The 18,898-nt window shown below is 71.4% G+C and carries 15 protein-coding genes and 1 tRNA gene; 9 read left to right on the forward strand and 7 right to left on the reverse strand.

Translation table 11 applies throughout. The annotated features are described in order from the left end of the window. Positions 1-8 precede the first annotated feature (8 nt). The 4 genes from EDD54_RS05540 (at position 9) to pglB (ending at position 4,435) form a co-directional block, all read left to right on the forward strand. A complete protein-coding gene (locus EDD54_RS05540) occupies positions 9-1,253 on the forward strand; it encodes an ABC transporter substrate-binding protein (RefSeq protein WP_126535806.1) in 1,245 nt (414 codons plus the stop codon). Continuing rightward, positions 1,250-2,203 (forward strand): carbohydrate ABC transporter permease, encoded by a 954-nt coding sequence (locus EDD54_RS05545; RefSeq protein ID WP_245515648.1) that lies wholly within the window; start codon positions 1,250-1,252, stop codon positions 2,201-2,203. Before EDD54_RS05540 ends, EDD54_RS05545 begins: the two co-directional genes overlap by 4 nt. Further along, entirely contained in the window at positions 2,200-3,015 is an 816-nt protein-coding gene (locus tag EDD54_RS05550; protein WP_126535804.1) for a carbohydrate ABC transporter permease, read from the forward strand. Before EDD54_RS05545 ends, EDD54_RS05550 begins: the two co-directional genes overlap by 4 nt. A gap of 79 nt (positions 3,016-3,094) precedes the next feature. Continuing rightward, a complete protein-coding gene (pglB, locus tag EDD54_RS05555; protein ID WP_126535802.1) occupies positions 3,095-4,435 on the forward strand; it encodes a polygalacturonase PglB in 1,341 nt (446 codons plus the stop codon). Between the two features lie 13 nt (positions 4,436-4,448). On the opposite strand, the gene EDD54_RS05560 is transcribed toward pglB, so the two are convergent. Both EDD54_RS05560 and EDD54_RS05565 read right to left on the reverse strand, forming a co-directional pair. Continuing rightward, complete coding sequence (locus EDD54_RS05560) at positions 4,449-6,506, reverse strand: methyl-accepting chemotaxis protein (protein ID WP_126535800.1); 2,058 nt, start codon at positions 6,504-6,506, stop codon at positions 4,449-4,451. 144 nt (positions 6,507-6,650) lie between these two features. After that, complete coding sequence (locus EDD54_RS05565; RefSeq protein ID WP_165644884.1) at positions 6,651-7,154, reverse strand: protoglobin domain-containing protein; 504 nt, start codon at positions 7,152-7,154, stop codon at positions 6,651-6,653. A 558-nt stretch (positions 7,155-7,712) separates the two neighbouring features. On the opposite strand from EDD54_RS05565, the gene EDD54_RS05570 reads away from it, so the two are divergent. Continuing rightward, positions 7,713-7,789, forward strand: a tRNA-Asp gene (locus tag EDD54_RS05570). A 65-nt stretch (positions 7,790-7,854) separates the two neighbouring features. Here EDD54_RS05570 and EDD54_RS05575 read toward each other — a convergent pair. Further along, positions 7,855-8,562: a DUF1194 domain-containing protein gene (locus EDD54_RS05575; RefSeq protein WP_126535796.1), complete on the reverse strand. Its 708-nt coding sequence runs from the start codon at positions 8,560-8,562 to the stop codon at positions 7,855-7,857. Positions 8,563-8,679: 117 nt separating this feature from the next. Here EDD54_RS05575 and EDD54_RS05580 point away from each other — a divergent pair, with 117 nt between their 5' ends. Next, positions 8,680-9,078 carry a hypothetical protein gene (locus tag EDD54_RS05580; RefSeq protein WP_126535794.1) on the forward strand — a complete coding sequence of 133 codons (399 nt, stop codon included), beginning with the start codon at positions 8,680-8,682 and terminating at the stop codon, positions 9,076-9,078. 9 nt (positions 9,079-9,087) lie between these two features. Here the strand turns inward: EDD54_RS05580 and EDD54_RS05585 are convergent, their stop codons facing one another. Continuing rightward, positions 9,088-10,593 (reverse strand): NAD(P)H-hydrate dehydratase, encoded by a 1,506-nt coding sequence (locus EDD54_RS05585; RefSeq protein ID WP_126535792.1) that lies wholly within the window; start codon positions 10,591-10,593, stop codon positions 9,088-9,090. 393 nt (positions 10,594-10,986) lie between these two features. Between EDD54_RS05585 and EDD54_RS05590 the strand changes: the two genes are divergently transcribed. Together EDD54_RS05590 and glnA are read left to right on the forward strand one after the other, a co-directional pair. Continuing rightward, complete coding sequence (locus tag EDD54_RS05590; protein WP_126535790.1) at positions 10,987-11,325, forward strand: P-II family nitrogen regulator; 339 nt, start codon at positions 10,987-10,989, stop codon at positions 11,323-11,325. Positions 11,326-11,410: 85 nt separating this feature from the next. Beyond that, on the forward strand, positions 11,411-12,820 hold the full coding sequence (glnA, locus tag EDD54_RS05595) for a type I glutamate--ammonia ligase (RefSeq protein WP_126535788.1): 1,410 nt from the start codon (positions 11,411-11,413) through the stop codon (positions 12,818-12,820). A 142-nt stretch (positions 12,821-12,962) separates the two neighbouring features. On the opposite strand, the gene EDD54_RS05600 is transcribed toward glnA, so the two are convergent. After that, a complete protein-coding gene (locus EDD54_RS05600; RefSeq protein WP_126535786.1) occupies positions 12,963-14,219 on the reverse strand; it encodes an Hsp70 family protein in 1,257 nt (418 codons plus the stop codon). A 128-nt stretch (positions 14,220-14,347) separates the two neighbouring features. Next, positions 14,348-14,563, reverse strand: a complete 216-nt coding sequence (locus EDD54_RS05605) for a hypothetical protein (protein ID WP_126535784.1) — start codon at positions 14,561-14,563, stop codon at positions 14,348-14,350. Between the two features lie 264 nt (positions 14,564-14,827). Here EDD54_RS05605 and parE point away from each other — a divergent pair, with 264 nt between their 5' ends. Further along, on the forward strand, positions 14,828-16,903 hold the full coding sequence (gene parE, locus EDD54_RS05610) for a DNA topoisomerase IV subunit B (RefSeq protein ID WP_126535782.1): 2,076 nt from the start codon (positions 14,828-14,830) through the stop codon (positions 16,901-16,903). A 99-nt stretch (positions 16,904-17,002) separates the two neighbouring features. Here parE and lhpI read toward each other — a convergent pair whose 3' ends face one another. Continuing rightward, a complete protein-coding gene (lhpI, locus tag EDD54_RS05615; RefSeq protein WP_126535780.1) occupies positions 17,003-18,691 on the reverse strand; it encodes a cis-3-hydroxy-L-proline dehydratase in 1,689 nt (562 codons plus the stop codon). Positions 18,692-18,898: the final 207 nt, after the last annotated feature.

Here is an 18,898-nt window from a genome sequence, read left to right on the forward strand (position 1 = left end):
GGAGAACAATGAAGACGTCCAGCAAGTTCGTCGCCGCCCTGTCGCTCGCCGCGGCGATGTTCGCCGGTCCGGCCGGCGCATCGGAACTCAAGGTCCTGTGGTATCTCGGCGCAGACGCCGAGGAGCAGTCCATCAAGGACGCGCTCGCCGCCTACACCGCCAAGAACCCCGAGACGACCTTCGACCTCCAGATCGTCCCCTACGACGGCATCGAGCAGAAGTTCGCCCAGTTCGTCGCCTCCGGCACCGCGCCGGACATCACCAAGACCTCGTCGATGCGGCCGGTGATCCGGCCCTATCTGGTCGACCTGAAGCAGCACTTCGGGCCCGACTACCTGAAGGACTTCGTCCCCGGCTGGGCCATGGGCGCCGAGCTCGGCGACAAGGTGATCGCCGCCCCGCTGCTGGTGACCGCCACCGGCATCCTGCTCAACAAGTCCGCCTTCGAGAAGGCCGGCGTCGCCATCCCCTCCGCCGAGACCGGCTGGACCTGGGACGAGTTCCTGACGGCCACCAAGACCGTGCAGGAAAAGGCCGGCGTGCGCTATCCGCTGGTGTGGGACGTCTCGGCCAGCCGCTGGATCGTCCACCAGTTCCAGTACGGCAACCACATCTACTCCGAGACGGCACCCTACAAGGTGGTGATGGACGACGCGGCCTGGACTGCGGCGCTCGACAAGTTCATCGACATCACGAAGACGCACATGCCGCCGGGCCAGTGGTCGGGTTCCTCGGCCGACAACCCGAAGCAGCTCTTCACCAGCGGCCAGGCGGTCGCCTGGATGTCGGGCAGCTGGCAGGTTTCCGGCCTTGCCGCCAACGCCGCCTTCGACTGGCAGGCCGGCCCGACCCCGCACGGCACCGTGAAGTCGTCGATCTTCGGCGGCGACTACGTCATGGCCTTCGACACCGGCGAGCACGTCGACGAGGCCACCGCCTTCATCAAGTGGCTGACCTCGCCCGAGGGTCAGGCGATCTTCTGCAAGGCGCCGATGTACATTCCCGCCAACCTGCACACCGGCGCGCTCGACCTCGGCAACGACAAGGCCAGCGCGGCGCTGCAGGCGATGCAGAAGGAGCTCGCGGACAGCCCCGTCTACGCCGCGACCGACCAGGGCAACGAGGCGATGCAGTACGTCTGGGACACCATCAAGCAGTCGGTGATCCAGGCCGTCACCGGCCAGATCACCTCGGCGGACGCCGTCGCGGCGATCCACAAGGCCGCCGACGCCTCGCTCGAGGCCTCGAAGTGACGGCCGACGCGCCGATTTCCACACGGCGTCCGGCGGGGTCCTCCCCGCCGGTCGCGCTCCCGCGCCTCGATCGGCAGAAGGCCTTCGCCTACCTCCTCTTGGTGCCGACCGTCGGCATGCTCGCCGTCTTCACGCTCTATCCGCTGGTGCAGGGCCTGTGGATGGCGTTCTTCCGGCGCGGCGTGGTGGTGGCCGACCGGGTGCCCTCGACGTGGCCGCAATTCGTCGGCCTCGACAACTTCCGCGCCCTCGTCGGCGACCCGGAATTCCTGACCGCCCTCGTCAAGACGATCGGCTTCGTCTGCGTCGCCGTCCCCTTGCTGACGGTGGTGGCGCTCGCGCTCGCCCTGCTGCTGAAGCCGGTGTTCCGCGGCGTCGGGCTGGTGCGGGCCGTGGTGTTCTTCCCCTACATGGTCAGCCTGCTGATCATCGGCATCATCTGGAAGTGGATGTTCGGCTACAACTCCGGCGTCGTGAACTACGCGCTGTCGTTGGCCGGCCTCGCCCCGGTGCCGTGGATCGAGCAGGACGTGATGGCGCAGATCGCCGTGGTCGTGGTCTGGGTCTGGGCCAACGCCGGCTTCTACATGATGATCCTGATCGCCGGCCTCGGCGCCATTCCGGACGACCTCTACGAGGCCGCCGCCATCGACGCGGCGACGCCCTGGCGGGCGTTCAGGAAGATCACCCTGCCCCTCCTCCAGCCCACAATCGCGCTGGTCGTGCTGCTGTCCTCGGTCGAGGCCTTCAAGGTCTACGAGCTGGTGCTGTCGCTGACCGCCGGCGGCCCCGGCCGCTCGACCGTCTACCTGATCCAGCTGATCTACGAGACCGCCTTCACCAAGCCCGCGATGGCCGGCGTCGCCGCCGCCCAGTCGGTGGTGCTGTTCGTGATCCTGCTCGGTCTGTCGATCGCCCAGATCCGCTTCCAGAGGAGGCGCGAGGCATGACCGCGACCCGTCTGTTGCGCTATCCCTTCGTCGCGCTGGTGCTCGCCGCCTTCGCGCTGCCGCCGGTCTGGCTGCTCCTGAGTTCGCTGAAGCCGGAGCTCGAGATCTTCGCCTGGCCGCCGACCGTGCTGCCCTCGGCGCCGACCCTCGACAACTTCCGCAAGGCCTGGCTCCAGGACCATTTCGCCGGCTTCTTCCTGAACTCGACCTTCGTGGCGGCGGTGTCGTCGGCGATCTCGGTGGCCATCTCGGTGATGGCCGGCTACGCCCTGGCGAAGTTCCGCTTCGCCGGCGACACCTTCTTCTTTCTCCTGATCATGTCGGCGCTGATGATCCCGCTGCAGATCATCCTGATCCCGATCTTCCTGGTGCTGCGCGACCTCCACCTCCTCAACACGCTGTGGGGTGTCATCCTTGCCCCGGCGGCGACGCCGACCGGCGTCCTGATCATGCGCCAGTACATCCGCGGCATCCCCGACAGCCTGCTCGAGGCCGCCCGCATGGACGGCACCTCCGAGTGGCGGATCCTGTGGCGCATCGTGGTGCCGCTGTCGCTGCCGGCGATCGCGACGCTGACCGCCTTCTCCTTCGTCGCGCGCTGGAACGACTTCCTGTGGCCGTTCCTCGTCATCAACGACCGCAGCCAGTGGACCGTCCAGCTCGCGATCGCCAGCAACGTCGGCCAGTGGGACATCAACTGGCCGCGCCTGCTCGCCATGTCGGTGCTCTCGGTGATCCCGACCTTCGCCCTCTTCGTCACCCTGCAGCGCTTCTTCATGAGCGGGATGATGGCCGGCGCCACCAAGGAGTGACGGCCGGACCCGCGCGGCGTCCCGCCCGGTCGGGACGCCGCACCGCCGCCGTGACGCCGCCCGCCCCGCGGAGCCCCCGATGACCCGAAACGTCCCCTTCCCCGCCGTCCCGGGCGACCGCACGGCGGCGCTCCAGGCCGCCCTCGATGCCACCGCCGCCGCCGGCGCGACGCTGGTGCTCGGCGCCGGCGTCCACGAAACCGGGGGCCTCCGCCTGCCCTCGCGCACCCGGCTCGAGCTCGCCCGCGGCGCCGTGCTCCGCCCGCACGGCGACTACGACGCCTACGCCTCGACCCGTGTCGACGTGATCGCCGAGGCCTCCGACCGCGCCGTGCTGGTCGCGCACGGGGCCGCCGACGTCGCGATCTCCGGCGAGGGCGAGATCGAGGCGCCGGGGCCCGCCTTCGTCGCCGGCGAACTCGCGGCCATGGGCACCCACGTGCCGGCGGCGCTGCGGCCGCGCGTGCTGGTGGCCGACGGCTGCACCGGCCTGTCGATCACCGGCGTCACGATCCGGCAATCGCCGATGTGGACGCTGCACCTCGTGCGCTGCCGCGGCGTCGTCGTCGATGGCGTCGCGATCGACAACGACCGCCGGATGCCGAACACCGACGGCATCGTGATCGACAGCTGCGAGGACGTCCGCCTGAGCCGCCTTTCGATCGCCACCGCCGACGACGGCGTCGTATTGAAGACCAGCCTCGGCGCGGACGGGAGGCCCGCCGGCCCGTGCCGGCGGATCCGGGTGGCCGACTGCCGGGTCGAGAGCCACAGCTGCGCCCTCAAGATCGGCACCGAGAGCCACGCCGACGTCGAGGACGTCGTGTTCGAGGACTGCACCGTGGTCGATTCCAACCGCGGCCTCGGCCTGTTCTCGCGCGACGGCGGCCGCATCCGCGACGTCGTCTTCCGCCGCATCCGGCTCGACTGCCACGAGACGCCCGACGGCTTCTGGGGTTCGGGCGAAGCGGTGACCGTCAACGTGGTCGACCGCCGGCCCGGCCGCCCGGCCGGCGCGATCGAGCGCGTCGTCTTCGAGGACGTCTCGGGCGCCATGGAGGGCGCGGTCAACCTCGTCGCCGACGGGCCGGCCGGGATCGCCGACGTCGCGTTCCGCCGCATCCGGCTCGCCCAGCGGCCGGGTCCGCTCGGCAGCGGCCTGCGCTACGACATGCGCCCGACCCGGCACGACCTCGCCCCCGCGGAGGGCGCCGAGGGCCGCGCCAACGCCTTCGTCAAGGACGCCGACGGCCGCGTCGTCGGGCTGGTCGACTATCCGGACGGCCTGCCCGCCCTCCACGCCTCCAACGTGACAGGCCTCGTCCTCGACGACGTCGCCTTCGACCGGCCGGATCCGCTGCCGGCCGGCTGGAATCCCCGCGCCCTCGACATCCGCACGGGCGAACCGCGGCGCTGGTGAAGCGCGGCCGGCGTCAGGCCGCCGCGCTCCGCTCTTCCACCTGGGTTGCGCCGATGGCGGTCGACAGGGCGTCGAGCATCGCGATGACCTCGTTGCTGGCGTCGTTGAGATCGACCAGCAGCGCGACGGCGCGGGCATGCTCGCGGCGCTCGTGCGCCTCCAGCACCTCGTGGCCGAGCCTGTGGACCCGCTCGTGCGGCGCGACCAGCGCGGCGAAGGCCGGCAGGTCGCGTATCCGCCGGTCGGTGATGGCGTCGTACCACTTGCCGAGCCGGCAGGCGTGGTGGTCGGGGATGTCCCGGTGGCGCCAGTCGTCGCGGCCCATAACGGTGTCGACGACGCGCTTCTTGAAGATCACGTGGTCGATCTTCGCGACTTCGCAGAGCGAGCGCGGGTCGCCTTCGCGATGCCATTCGCGCGCGCGGCCGGTGAAGACGTCGTTGCTGTCGGCGAGCTTCCCGCCCATGGCCACCAGCAGTTTCTCGTTGTTGGCCGCCGTCTCGGCGACGTTCTCGACCGAGCGCGAGATCTCCTGCGTGGCTTCCTGCTGCTGGCGCAGGATGACCGAGATCTCCGACATCTTGTCGGAGACGCGGCCGACCTGGCCGGAGACCGTCTCCATGGTGGCGCCCGCCTCGCCGATCGCGACGCGCCCGGCCTCGACCGCCGCTTTGGAGCGCTCCATGGTCGCCGAGATCGACGCCATGCCCTCGCGCAGCGTCTCGATGCGGCGGGTGATGTCGTCGGTGGCCTTGGCGGTCTGGCCGGCGAGGCTCTTCACCTCGCTCGCCACCACGGCGAAGCCCCGCCCCGCCTCCCCCGCCCGCGCCGCCTCGATGGTGGCGTTGAGGGCGAGCAGATTGGTCTGGGCGGCGATGGTTTCGATCACCGACATGATCTGCCCGATCTGCTCGGAGGCGCGGGCGAGGTTGTCGACGCTGGCGGCGGTCTCGTCGACGGCCTCGACGATGTTGGTCATGGCCACCCCGACCTTGCCGACCGCGGCCCGGCCGACCTCGGCGGTGTGGTTGACCGTCCGGGCCTCCTCGGCGGCGGCCTCGCTCGACCGGAAGATCTGTTCCACCGAGGCCACCATCTCGGCCGCCGCCGAGGCGATGGTGCCGGAATTGGTGCTGACCAGCTGCGAATTCTGCTCGACGTTCGACATGTCGACGGCGATGCCGTTGATCGAGCCGATCATCTCGGCGCCGAGCTTCAGCATGTCGAACTGGACGTCGCGGCTCGCGGCGATGCGGCGCTCCTGCTCCTCGGCGGCGGCGCGCAGCCGTGCGGCCTCGGCCAGCGCGTCGCGGAAATGTTCGAGGCCGCGGGCGAGGTCGCCGATCTCGTTGCGCAGGCCGGCGTGGGGCACCACGGTGGCGAGGTCGCCGCCGGCGATCCGCCCCATCGCCGTCGACACCGCCGTGACAGGGCGCGAGATGCCGCGGACGGCGAACACCATCACCACGATGCCGAGCAGCAAGAGCGCGGCGGCACCGCTCGCCGCGACCGTCCGAATCGCGTGGTAGTCGGCCTCGGCCGTGGCGAACTCGGCGGCGGCGGCCGAGCGGACGGCCTCCAGGGCGGCGCGGACCGGCTCCAGCACCGCGTCCGATGCCACCTTCTGCTCGCCGTTGAGGAGTGCGGTCGCGGCCGCCTTGTCGCCGGCGGTGGACGACGCCAGCAGCCGTCTGTGCAGCGCCATGTAGGCGGGCATCCGCCCGATCGCCTCGTCGTAGGCGCGGCGCACGGCCGGGTCCGTCTCGATCAGCTCGAAGGCGGCCCTGTCCTTGTCCATCTTGCCGAGCACGTCGGCAATCTGGCCGTCGATCCGGCCCATGTCCGCAGCGTCGTTCGCCAGGATGTGGCGGGCGTGGCGAACGCGCAGCTGGACGAGGTCGAAGCTGATCTGCTGTAGGAGGTCGATGCTCGGCGTCCACTGAGTCTGGGCTTCCGTCACGCTGCGGTTGACGGTCTCCAGACGAGACAACGAATAGAGGCTCTGCCCGAGCGCGACGGCGACGATGGCGCCGATGGCCGCGATCAACCATGCGCGGACCGAGAAGTTCATGTCACCCTCTCACCATGGAATTCTGTCGCCGGACAGTCTGCCGCATCTTGGGTTAAGACCCATGAAATAGCCGACGTTCTCGGTATTACTACGATACCGCCTTTCAGAATTCTCGATGATGCGGGGGCGATGGAGCTCGAATCGTCAGGCCGTTCCGGCGTGCAGGTGCCCTCGGCCCGGGTCGAGCGGCGTCTCGCCGTGGGCGAGGGTCGTCGCCACGTCCTCGGCGGCGGCGCGCATCAGGGCCCGGCGCAGCCGCATCAGCACGTCCGGCGGCAGGCGGAAGCCGTTGGCGAGCTCGTCGGCCACCACCGTGACGAAGATGTAGTAGGAGGCGACGTAGAGGCTCGGCGGCAGGCCGGCGGCGGCGTGGGACACCGCGATCCGCGGGCTGTCGGTGAAGCGCACCGCCGGATCGCGGCGCACGAAGACGCGCCGGAGATGGTCGTGCAGGCGCACGCGGAAGCGTTCGTCCGGCAGGATCGCGACGCCGCCGGAGAGCTCCACCATGGCCTCGTGGGCGAGGAAGCGTTCGACGAGCACGTCGAAGTGGGGCTCGATCAGGCGCCAGATCAGCGCCATCGCATCCTCGCAATCGGCGTCCGGGCGGAACATCCGCTCGATGATCGCCTGTCTCGCCTGTGCCATGGACATCACCCGTGCACGCCGGACGCTACGCCACGACGATCGTCCCGTCCATGCGGGCGATCCCGTGGTCCCACGTGGCGCGGCGCTTTCCTCGCGAGCCCCTCTTGTCATGTTAATACATAGCGAATCTTAGAGATTTCCTACCTCGACGCGCCAAATGCGACGACCACTCGATTCGAGTGTGTTTCAATTCCCGCCGGCCCGTCGCTTCGCAGCCTCCGCAGCCGTCGTCGACGCCGGCCGCGATCGGCCGCCGTCGCCCCGCCCCCGACCGCGCGCGGCCGCGCACCGGGGGGCGGCGACGCGCGAACGCCCGTGCGCGCCTCCCCTTCCCGCGAGGATCCCGCGGGATTCGCACTCAAGCCGTTGTTCGCGCGCCGCGATTCGCTTCGCCGGCAGGCCGGCCCCGGTTGCCGGCCACCGCGGAGCCCCGGTTTTCAGCGGATTCCGAAAATCCGAAAAACGACGCTTGACTTCCCCCCGGCGCCCCCGTATTTCAGCGCCACCGACGACGACGCGGCACGGTCAACCGGCCGGACGCTTCGTAGATCGCCCAGCGGGGGTGTAGCTCAGTCGGTTAGAGCGCCGGCCTGTCACGCCGGAGGTCGCGGGTTCGAGCCCCGTCACTCCCGCCACTTCTTCCGATACTTCGACGAAGTCGGTCGAGACGATCCCCTCGGGTCGGTCTCGTCTTGGCGTTTCACGTCAATTCCAGCACCAGCTTGCGCCGCAACGCCGGTTCGATGTCGCGGAAGTCGACCGCCGGCTCGACGAAGGCGCCGGGACCGCCGACGACGTGATCGCGGTACCATTCCGCGATGTCCGGATCGTCGGGCGCCGTGAGGATCGGCAGCGCGTTGACGGTGACGCCGCGGTCGAGCAGCGCGGCGCGGGCGGCGCGCACCTGGGCCATCTCAAAGTCCTTGCCGTCGCCCGAGATGTCGACGACGCGCCGCTCGGCCCGTTCCGGCGTCTCGCCGAGCAGCACAGCCGCCGCCCGCAGTGCTCCGGCGACGGAGGTGGTGGAATGCGGGATCCGCGAGCCCGGTGCCAGGATCGCCGCGGCGACCCGCCGAGCGTCGTCGGGTCCGGCCACCACCGTCCACGGCACCCGGATCTCCTGGTTGGCGCCGTCGGACCACTCCACCACCGTCAGCAGGATGCGGCCGTGGGCGCCCTCGCCGATCGCATGCATCACCTCCGGCGCGGCGATCGCGGCGGCGTAGCCTTCGCGCTGCAGCCGGCGCTCGTCGGCGTCGATCGAGGCGGAGACGTCGACCGCCAGAACCAGCGCGACGTCCACCGTCGAACCCGCTGCGCGGGCGTCGCGGCCTTCGGCGGCGAGCGGAGAGGACAGGGTCAGGCCGGCCGCGAGCGCGGCGGCCCCGAAGTGGAGCGATCCATCCATGGCACGGTCCTTCGGTTGGAGTCCCTGAAGAACCGTGCCGGCACCACGCGCGCGCCGGCCCTGCCGGCGGACGGTGGTGCGAGAACCCGGTGAAACCGCTCCGGAACAGGGGAACGCATGGTGGCGATCATCGGGTTCTCCCTCGCGAGGCGGTTCGACCGGTCCTTCGATCCTCAGGATACGCGAGGGGCGCCGTTTGTTCCCGCCGAAGAACGAGGCAGCCCGAGAATCGGGCAACGGCTCGGAACCGCCGCGCCGGCCGATCCCCGGTTGGCCGCGATTGCCGAACGCAACCACGGCCTTGACCGTCCCGGTACCCTCGACCGCGCGTCCGGGCCGCCCCCGGTCCTGCCCGCCCGGTCGGCAGCACTGCCGACCGACGCGGCGAATCGGTCCCGACGACCGGTCGCCGGCTCGGAGCTTGTTTCAAAAGTCGGTGGCTCGGGAAGCATCGGCGAGGAATGGCGACGAACCGACGGCGGAAAGCACCGGTGGACCGACCCGGCCGATTTGTGAAACAGGCTCTCAGTCCTCCTCGCCCGGACCCGCGGCGACGGCGGCGCGCAGCGCGTCGGCGACGTCGTCGGCGATCGCGCCCGGTCCGGCGACGGCGCCGGCGCGGCCGTGCAACCACACGGCCGCTGCCGCCGCGTCGAAGGCCGGGGCGCCGGTGGAGAGCAGCCCGGCGACGATGCCGGCGAGCACGTCGCCCGATCCCGCGGTCGCGAGCGTGGCCGGAGCGTTGTCGTTGATCACCGCGCGCCCGTCCGGCGCCGCCACCACCGTGTCCGGCCCCTTCAGCACCACCACGGCGCCGGATCGCGCCGCGGCGGCGCGGGCGCGCTCGAGCCTGGAGCCGGCGAGATCCGGGAACAGGCGGCGGAATTCGCCCTCGTGCGGCGTCGCCACCACCGCGCCGGTCCGGGCGGCGATCGCGGCGAAGGCGGCGGCGGGGTCGCGGGCGGCGAGCGTGAGGCCGTCGGCGTCGAGCACGAGCGGTGCGTCGGCCGCCAGCACGGCGTCGAGGATGGCGGCGCCGCGCGGCCCGAGGCCCATGCCCGGCCCGACCACCAGTGCGCCGAGGCGGGGATCGGAGGCGAGGGACGCCACCGCCGCCGCGTCGTCGGCCGGCTTCACGACCAGCGCGGCGCGATAGGCCGCGACCACCGGGACGGCGTCGGCGGGCGCGGCCACCGTGACGATGCCGGCCCCGGCCCTGAGCGCGGCGACCGCGGCGAGCCGCGCGGCCCCCGACGCCTCGGCCGGCCCCGACACCACCAGCGCGGCACCGCGGCTGTACTTGTGCGCCGCCGCCGCCGGCACCGGCCAGACCGCGCGCCAGAGGTCGGGATGGTTGGCGAAGGTCGCCGGCGCGATCGCGTCGAGCGCCCCCTCCTCGATGCCGATGTCGATCACGGCGACGCGGCCGGCGAGCGCCCGGCCGGGCATCAGGAGGTGGCCCGGCTTGCGGCGGAAGAAGGTGACACTGCGGTCGGCCTCGACCGCGGTGCCGAGCACCGCCCCGCTGTCGCCGTCGACGCCGCTCGGCAGGTCGACGGCGAAGACGGTGGCGCCGGCGGCATGCGCGGCGTTGATCGCCGCGACCGCGTCGGCGGCGGCGCCGTCGAGCGGGCGCGACAGCCCGGCGCCGAACAGCGCGTCGACGATCACCGTCGCACCCGCGAGCACCGCCGCGCCCGCCGGCTCGACCGCCCCGCGCCAGCGCCCGGAGGCCCATGCGGCGTCGCCGGCGAGCCGCGCGCGATCGCCGAGGAGGCCGAGGCGGACGATGAAGCCGCGGTCGGCGAGCACGCGCGCGACCACGAAGCCGTCGCCGCCGTTGTTGCCGGGGCCGCACAGCACCGCGACCCGCGTGCCCTGGCGGAACCGGCCGCAGATCTCGTCGGCGACGCCGTAGCCGGCGTTCTCCATCAGCACCGTCCCGGCCGTGCCGCGGGCCATGGCGTGGCGGTCGGCCTCGCGGCTCTCCGCTGGCGTCAGCAGGGCGTGGCGGCGGGCGGCGGGCGTCATCGCTGGCGGTCTCCTCTGGCTCGGCCGACGATGCCGCCGGCAGGCCCGGGTTGTCGAGGTCCGCGGCCGGCCCGGAGCGTCGCGGCCCACCGCGCGCACCCGCGATACGGGCATCCGCCGGCGCGGCACACCGACCCGGGATCGCCAGCGCGACGCGTCGCGGCGCGAATTTCGCCCACTTGATGGGCAAATGCTCATCCACTAGGCTTCTTTCTTGGGCAGCATTACCATCGGGTCGGGGGGCACCGATCTTCGCCGCCTCATTTCGCGCCAAGCCGTGGGCGCCCCCGGTCTGGCACGAGGCGTGCTTAAGGAGAGGCGTCCCGGCCGTCAGGGAGGCGCTCGTCGAGCTGCCTCCGGCCGAACTCGAGAAGCGGCGGAGACGCGGAGGCGATGAAGAAAATCGAGGCCATCATCAAGCCCTTCAAGCTCGACGAGGTGAAGGAGGCGCTGCAGGAGGTCGGTCTGCAGGGCATCACCGTGACCGAGGCGAAGGGCTTCGGCCGCCAGAAGGGCCATACCGAGCTCTATCGCGGCGCCGAGTACGTCGTCGACTTCCTGCCGAAGGTGAAGGTAGAGGTGGTGCTCGCCGACGAGATGGTCGAGAAGGCGGTGGACGCGATCCGCAACGCCGCCCAGACCGGTCGCATCGGCGACGGCAAGATCTTCGTCTCGCCGATCGAGGAGGCCGTCCGCATCCGTACGGGCGAGACCGGGAACGACGCCATCTGACGCCGGTCCACGGCGTGAGGAACACCGCCCGGCCGCGGCAGGTCAGGGCGCGAAAGAGAGAAATGAACCCCGAAAGGAAGGGCTTATGACCACTGCTGCCGATGTTCTGAAGAGGATCAAGGACAACGACGTCAAGTTCGTGGACCTGCGTTTCACCGACCCGCGCGGCAAGATGCAGCACGTCACCTTCGACGTCGGCCTGGTCGACGAGGAGATGTTCGCCGACGGCACCGCCTTCGACGGTTCGTCCATCGCCGGCTGGAAGGCGATCAACGAGTCCGACATGACGCTGATCCTCGACCCCGAGACGGCGCACATGGACCCGTTCTTCGCGCAGTCGACCATGGTGATCTTCTGCGACGTCGTGGACCCGGTCTCCGGCGAGCCCTACAACCGCGACCCGCGCTCGATCGCCAAGAAGGCCGAGGCCTACGTCGCCTCGCTCGGCATCGGCGACAAGGTGTTCTTCGGCCCCGAGGCCGAGTTCTTCGTGTTCGACGACGTCCGGTTCGCGTCGGAGCCGTACAACACCGGCTTCAAGCTCGACTGCACCGAGCTGCCGACCAACATGGACACCGAGTACGAGACCGGCAACCTCGGTCACCGCGTCCGCAAGAAGGGCGGCTACTTCCCGGTTCCGCCGGTCGACAGCCTGCAGGACATGCGCTCGGAGATGCTCTCGGTCATGGCCGAGATGGGCGTCGTCGTCGAGAAGCACCACCACGAGGTCGCCTCGGCCCAGCACGAGCTCGGGATGAAGTTCTCGACGCTCACCCGCATGGCCGACCACATGCAGATCTACAAGTACGTCATCCACCAGGTGGCGAACGCCTACGGCAAGACCGCGACGTTCATGCCGAAGCCGGTGTTCGGTGACAACGGCTCGGGCATGCACGTGCACCAGTCGATCTGGAAGGACGGCAAGCCGGTGTTCGCCGGCAACCAGTACGCCGACCTCTCGGAGGCCTGCCTCTACTACATCGGCGGCATCCTGAAGCACGCCAAGGCGATCAACGCCTTCTCGAACCCGTCGACCAACTCCTACAAGCGTCTGGTCCCGGGCTACGAGGCCCCCGTGCTGCTCGCCTACTCGGCGCGCAACCGCTCGGCCTCCTGCCGCATCCCCTACACCACCAACCCGAAGGCCAAGCGCGTCGAGACCCGCTTCCCGGATCCGGCGGCCAACCCGTATCTCTGCTTCGTGGCCCTGCTGATGGCCGGCCTCGACGGTATCAAGAACAAGATCCATCCCGGCGACGCGATGGACAAGAACCTCTACGACCTGCCGCCGGAAGAGCTGAAGGCGATCCCGACGGTCTGCGGCTCGCTGCGCGAAGCCCTGGCCTCGCTCGACGCCGACCGCGAGTTCCTCAAGGCCGGTGGCGTCATGGACGACGACTTCATCGACAGCTGGATCGAGCTGAAGATGGAGGAGAACATGCGCTACGAGATGACCCCCCATCCGATCGAGTTCGACATGTACTACTCGGTCTGATCCCCTTCGGAGATCGGACGGATCGGACGGCCCGACTCGCGTCGGGCCCGATACGCGGAAGGCCGCCCCTCGGGGCGGCCTTCCTGCGTTCTTTCTGATGCGATCCCTCGGGGACGTGGCGAGCCGGGACGGGCCGGCACCCTCACCCGCCGTAGCGTCGCACCGCCTCCAGCGTCAGCCCGGTGCCGACCGAACCGAAGGTGTCGCCTTCGACGACGCGGGCCTCGGGGACGGCGGCGACGATGGCGTCTCGGACGTGGGTGAGCCGGGTCGAGCCGCCGGTGAGGAACAGGGCGTCGACGTCGGCGCGACCGAGCCCGGCCTGCCGTAGGCATTCGTCGACGCGCGCGCCGATCCGCTGGGCCAGCGTCGCGCTGGAGGCGACGAGGTCGGCGTGGTCGGCGACCACCTCGAGACCCTTCTCGACGAAGCCGAGGTCGAGCGTGGCGGCGCCGTGGTCGGCGACCGCGATCTTGGCGCCCTCCACCGCGATGGCGAGGCCGTGGCCGCGCTCGTCCTCGACGACGTGGACGAGCCGGCCGACGAGGTCCGGCCGGGCGCTGTCGCGCTCGAGTTCGCGCAGGTCGCGCATCACCTTGGGCTCGTAGAGCCGGTTGATCGCCGACCACGTCGCGAGGTCGTGGTAGGGCGCCGCCGGCATCGACAGGCCGGCCCGCTTCAGCGGACTGCCGAGGCCGAGCAGCGGCATCACCACGCCGAGGCTGAGCTGACGGTCGAAGTCGATGCCGCCAATACGGACGCCGTCGTTGGCGAGGATGTCGTCGGCGCGGTCGGGCCGTCCGCGGCGGTCGGGGCCGAGCCGCACGATCGAGAAGTCCGAGGTGCCGCCGCCGATGTCGGCGATCAGGGCGATCTGCTCGTCGTTCACCTGGGTCTCGTAGTCGAGGCCGGCGGCGATCGGCTCGAACTGGAACGACACCTCGCGGAAGCCGACCTCGGCCGCGATCTGGCGCAGCGTCTCCTCGGCGCGGGCGTCGCCCTCGGCGTCGCCGTCGACGAAGTGCACCGGACGACCGTGTACCAAATGGGTGAGCTCGCGGCCGGCCGCCGCCTCGCCGCGGCGCTTGATCCGGCCGACATAGGCCGCGATCACCGCGCGGAAACGGACGCGCTGACGGCCGACCAGCGTCGCCTCCTCGATCAGCGGCGAGCCGAGCACCGACTTCAGCGCCCGCATCAGCCGGCCGTGCCGCCCCTCGACGTAGGCGGCGACGGCGGCGCGGCCGATCGACGGCTCCTCGCCCATCGCCTGCGGATAGAAGATCGCGCTCGGGATCGTGGTCCGGCCGTCCTCGAGCGGCAGCAGCGCGGCCCCGCCCGGGCCGGAGACGCCGAGCGTGGTGTTGGAAGTCCCGAAATCCAGGCCGGCGGCCGCCATCGCGCTGCTCCTCTTGGGTGGGGCGCGCCTTTTAGAGCGCCGGGCCGGCGGAATCCAGCCCCCCGCCGCGGCGAGACGGTCGCGGCAGACCGAAAATCCAATCGGACGAGTATCTTGTGGAGAAAGGCTCAGGCGGCGACGAGGAAGACCGCGGCGAGCGCGATCCGCGCCAGCGCCCCCGAAGCTCCGCCGCCGGTGCGCGTCACCATCGGCGTGTCGGCGGCCACCAGCAGCGCCCGCCGGGTCGCCGCGAGGCGCACGGCTGCGACGTCGGCCTGCGCGGCGAGCAGCGCGAGGTCGGACGGGGCGCGGTCGGGAGCGGCGGTGTCGAGGGTCGGCGACATCGTCTCGGGGCTGGTTTTGCGGCGATGCACAACGCTAATGGCGCGGCGGTTAATGTTGCCTGAAGCGGCCCCGTCGTCCACCGCTTTGACGGCGAACGGACCATGAACAAGGCTCGCATCCGCACCGCGGCCGTGCGAAGATGGCACATGCGAATCGGATCCGGCGGAGGATCCACCGTCGCGATCGACCGTCAAGCCCCGACATGGCGCATCGGGGACGCCGGCGCGATCCGGCGGCGATCGGGGAGCAGCGGCATCCGGCCCATGGACAGGGAAGACGACTTCTTCGGCACGCTCGACGCGGTGACGCCGGGCGCGGCATCGTCCGCGCCGGCCGCGGCCAAGCCGGCGCGCGCCGCCGCGAAGCCGCGCGACGCCAAGGCGCCGGCCGTGCCGGCGCGTCCCGCCACCGCGTCCGAGGCCGACTACACCGCCGCCGCCATCGAGGTGCTCGAGGGCCTCGAACCGGTGCGCCGGCGGCCGGGCATGTACATCGGCGGCACCGACGACAAGGCGCTGCACCACCTCTTCGCCGAGGTGATCGACAATGCCATGGACGAGGCGGTGGCCGGTCACGCCTCCTGGATCGACGTGCGGCTCGACGCCGACGGCGCCCTCGCCGTCACCGACAACGGCCGCGGCATCCCGGTCGACCCGCATCCGAAGTTCCCGGACAAATCCGCGCTCGAAGTGATCATGTGCACGCTGCACGCCGGCGGCAAGTTCGACAGCAAGGTCTACGAGACCTCCGGCGGCCTGCACGGCGTCGGCGTCTCGGTGGTGAACGCGTTGTCGGTCGAGCTCGAGGTCGAGGTGGCGCGCGGGCGCAAGCTGTGGCGCCAGCGCTTCTCGCGGGGCGTGCCGCAGGGTCCGCTGGAGTCGCTCGGCGAGACGATGAACCGGCGCGGCACCCGCGTCCGCTTCAAGCCGGATCCGCAGATTTTCGGCGCCGAAGCCCGGTTCGAGCCGGCGCGCCTGTTCAAGATGGCGCGCTCCAAGGCCTATCTGTTCGGCGGCGTCGAGATCCGCTGGTCCTGCGATCCTGCGCTGGTCGAGGGCAAGCCGACCCCGGCCGAGGCGGTGTTCAAGTTCCCCGGCGGTCTCAAGGACTATCTGGTCGAGGCGCTCGAGGGCGAGCGCCGCGTCGCCGACGACATCTTCTCCGGCAAGACCGGCGGCGGCGGCCACGGCTCGGTGGAATGGGCGGTGGCCTGGTTCGCCGGCGACGGCTTCGTCAACTCCTACTGCAACACCATCCCGACGCCGGAGGGCGGCACCCACGAGCAGGGCCTCAGGGTCGCCCTCACCCGCTCGCTGAAGGCCTACGGCGAGATGGTCGGCAACAAGCGCGTCGGCCAGCTGACACCGGACGACGTGATGACCTCGGCCGGCGGCCTGCTGTCGGTGTTCGTGCGCGAGCCCGAGTTCGTCGGCCAGACCAAGGACAAGCTCGCCACCGCCGAGGCGACCCGCATCGTCGAGACCGCGGTCAAGGACGCCTTCGACCACTGGCTGACCGGCTCGCCGCAGCAGGCCGGCCGGCTGCTCGAGTGGGTGATTGAGCGCGCCGACGAGCGGCTGCGCCGGCGCCAGGAGAAGGACGTCGCGCGCAAGAGCGCGATCCGCAAGCTGCGCCTGCCCGGCAAGCTCGCCGACTGCACCCAGACCGCCAGTCAGGGCTCGGAGATCTTCATCGTCGAGGGCGACTCGGCCGGCGGCTCGGCCAAGCAGGCGCGCGACCGCGCCAGCCAGGCGGTGCTGCCGCTGCGCGGCAAGATCCTCAACGTCGCCAGCGCCGGCCGCGACAAGCTCGCCGCCAACCAGCAGCTCGCCGACCTCCTGCAGGCGCTCGGCTGCGGAACGCGCTCGCACTATCGCGAGGACGACCTGCGCTACGACAAGGTCATCGTGATGACCGACGCCGACGTCGACGGCGCCCACATCGCCTCGCTGCTGATCACCTTCTTCTACCGCGAGATGCCGCAGCTGATCCGCGGCGGCCACCTCTATCTCGCGGTGCCCCCGCTCTACCGCATCACCCACGGCGGCAAGACCGTCTACGCCCGCGACGACCGCGACCTCCAGGACCGTCTCGCCCGCGAGTTCCGCAACAAGAAGCCCGAGATCGGCCGCTTCAAGGGTCTCGGCGAGATGATGCCGAGCCAGCTCAAGGAGACGACCATGGACCCGAAGCGCCGCACCCTGCTGCGCGTCGTCCTGGTCGAGGGCGAGATCGAGGCGACCGCCGACAGCGTCGAGCGGCTGATGGGCAACAAGCCCGAGGGCCGCTTCGCCTTCATCCAGGAGAACGCCGAGTTCGCCGAGGACCTCGACATCTGAGGTTTCGGCCGCAAGACACTGCGAAGACTCGGGTTTCTGTAAGGGCTCTGGCTTCGGAACGGGCGCCGTCCGGCGACGGCGACCGGCGTCCGGCCCTCGTCACGCCAGCCAGTCCGGCGTGCGCACCGGCACCCGGCCCGTCGTCAGCGCCTCGACGCAGTCGGCGAGCGTGCCGAGCCGGACGGCACAGCCGGAGAGGCCGGGGCCGTAGTGGGCGTATTTGCCGGAGGTGGTTATCACCGTCCGCGCCTTCTCCGGGAACACCGGCCGCGAGATCGAGCACCAGCACAGATCCGGAATCATCTCGACGCCGGCGGCCGCGAGGCGCGCGCGCGTGCCGTCCGCTGCGGCCGCCGCGATCACCGCCCGCCCGGCGGTGACGATGGCAGCGACGCCGTCGTGGCGGCGCCGGCCGGCGAGCGCGTCGGCGAGGGCGCGGCACTCTTCCAGCGAGGCGTGCGGGCTGCCGACCGCGACGAGGTCGACCTCGTCCGGTCCGTCGGCGAGCCTGCGCCAACCCGCGGCGAGGTCGGCGCGGCCGATCGCGACGTGCGGCGTGTCGGCGTCGGCGGCGCCGTCCGCCTCGGGAGTGACGCCGGCGACGTGCAGCATCGGCGCCGCCGAGGTGGTGCCGAAGGCGGCGCAGAGCGCCTTGAGATCGTCGCGGCCGGGCCGGCCGGCGGCGAGCCCGGTGACGAGCGGGATGCGGTCCGGTGCGGCGTGGCCGACGAGATAGCCGACCAGCGGCCACACCGCCGCGTCCGCTTGCCCGGGCATGTCGACGTCGATGACGACCCGTGCCCGGCGGTCCGCGTCGCGATAGGGCCCGACCTCGGGGGCGCGGCCGGTCACGGCGATGCAGAGATCGAGGAAATCCGGGTGCTTGGCGGTGCGGGCGCCGAGCACGGAATTGGCGAAGATCACCGCGTTCGATTCCGACCAGCCGATCGCCTCGCCGGCGGCGGGGGCGTCGTCGAGATAGGGCGCGCAGGTGAAGGTCGGCCGGCAGCCCATCCGGACATAGGCGTCGGCGAGCCGGGCGGCGGGGTCGCCGAAGGCGTCCGGCACGCCCTGACGACGCCAGTTGTCGCGGTCGACCGAGATGGCGTTGGTTGTGGTCGGCACCCGGACACGGGCGCCGAGCGCTTCCATCGCCTCGGCGAAGACGAGGTTGGCCGGGCCGGCGTAGATGCAGCCGTCGATGTGGGCGCGGGTGACGTCGACCAGCCGCGCCGCGCCCTGCTGGCGCGCCATCGCCACCAGGATGCGCATCGCCTGGGCGGCGCCCTCCCCGGCCGCACCGTCGAGCATGGCGCGGTCCGTCGCCGAGAGCGCCAGCGCCGCCGGCTCCGGCGCGACCACGGGGATCGCGAGCCCGTCGGCGAGGATCGCGTCGGCGCCGATCCGCGCCGAGCGCGCCCGCGTCAGCGCGGCGTAGGCGGCCGGGCCGAGCCGGAGCACCGGCAGCGTCCGTCCGAACATCTCCGCGGCCACCAGGGCCCCGAGCGTGGCGACGTCCTCGGCCTCGCGGAACACCAGCGCCGCCGGCGCCTTGCCGGCGAGCGCCAGTTCCAGCACCACGCCCGATCCCGAGCACGAGCCGCGGCTCGTCTCCATCGCGACCACCGCGCCGGCGAGCCGTGCGCCGCGGTCGGGATGGTGGGCGTCGACCACCTCGCCCGTGGCCGGGTCGACGCCACCCCAGAAGCTCAGTCCCTCGGCGAGGGCGACCACCGGACCCTCGGCCTTGCCGGCGAGGACGGAGAGGGCAGGTTCGATGCCGGTCATGACGAGCCGTCTCCTCCCGCGCCGGATTTCGGCGCACCTTCTTTTGGTAGCCCGTGACGAAGGTCTGGGTCCAGCCGGTGCGGTGCTTCAGCCCACCGTCAGCTTGGCGGTCCACAAGGGCGACGGGCACCACCCGCCGCCCGTCCCGCGGCGGGATCCTCCCTGCCCGCCCCGCCGGATCCGAGCCTCCGCCGGGCTCGAGGGACA

This window comes from Oharaeibacter diazotrophicus (genome assembly GCF_004362745.1).
Lineage (GTDB): Bacteria > Pseudomonadota > Alphaproteobacteria > Rhizobiales > Pleomorphomonadaceae > Oharaeibacter > Oharaeibacter diazotrophicus.

Bases quoted from the DNA above. Each gene is read 5' to 3' on its own strand.
- EDD54_RS05540 (WP_126535806.1), top strand. From the start codon at position 9: ATGAAGACGTCCAGCAAGTTCGTCGCCGCCCTGTCGCTCGCCGCGGCG.
- EDD54_RS05550 (WP_126535804.1), top strand. From the start codon at position 2,200: ATGACCGCGACCCGTCTGTTGCGCTATCCCTTCGTCGCGCTGGTGCTC.
- pglB (WP_126535802.1), top strand. From the start codon at position 3,095: ATGACCCGAAACGTCCCCTTCCCCGCCGTCCCGGGCGACCGCACGGCG.
- EDD54_RS05560 (WP_126535800.1), bottom strand. From the start codon at position 6,506: ATGAACTTCTCGGTCCGCGCATGGTTGATCGCGGCCATCGGCGCCATC.
- EDD54_RS05565 (WP_165644884.1), bottom strand. From the start codon at position 7,154: ATGGCACAGGCGAGACAGGCGATCATCGAGCGGATGTTCCGCCCGGAC.
- EDD54_RS05575 (WP_126535796.1), bottom strand. From the start codon at position 8,562: ATGGATGGATCGCTCCACTTCGGGGCCGCCGCGCTCGCGGCCGGCCTG.
- EDD54_RS05580 (WP_126535794.1), top strand. From the start codon at position 8,680: ATGGTGGCGATCATCGGGTTCTCCCTCGCGAGGCGGTTCGACCGGTCC.
- EDD54_RS05585 (WP_126535792.1), bottom strand. From the start codon at position 10,593: ATGACGCCCGCCGCCCGCCGCCACGCCCTGCTGACGCCAGCGGAGAGC.
- EDD54_RS05590 (WP_126535790.1), top strand. From the start codon at position 10,987: ATGAAGAAAATCGAGGCCATCATCAAGCCCTTCAAGCTCGACGAGGTG.
- glnA (WP_126535788.1), top strand. From the start codon at position 11,411: ATGACCACTGCTGCCGATGTTCTGAAGAGGATCAAGGACAACGACGTC.
- EDD54_RS05600 (WP_126535786.1), bottom strand. From the start codon at position 14,219: ATGGCGGCCGCCGGCCTGGATTTCGGGACTTCCAACACCACGCTCGGC.
- EDD54_RS05605 (WP_126535784.1), bottom strand. From the start codon at position 14,563: ATGTCGCCGACCCTCGACACCGCCGCTCCCGACCGCGCCCCGTCCGAC.
- parE (WP_126535782.1), top strand. From the start codon at position 14,828: ATGGACAGGGAAGACGACTTCTTCGGCACGCTCGACGCGGTGACGCCG.
- lhpI (WP_126535780.1), bottom strand. From the start codon at position 18,691: ATGACCGGCATCGAACCTGCCCTCTCCGTCCTCGCCGGCAAGGCCGAG.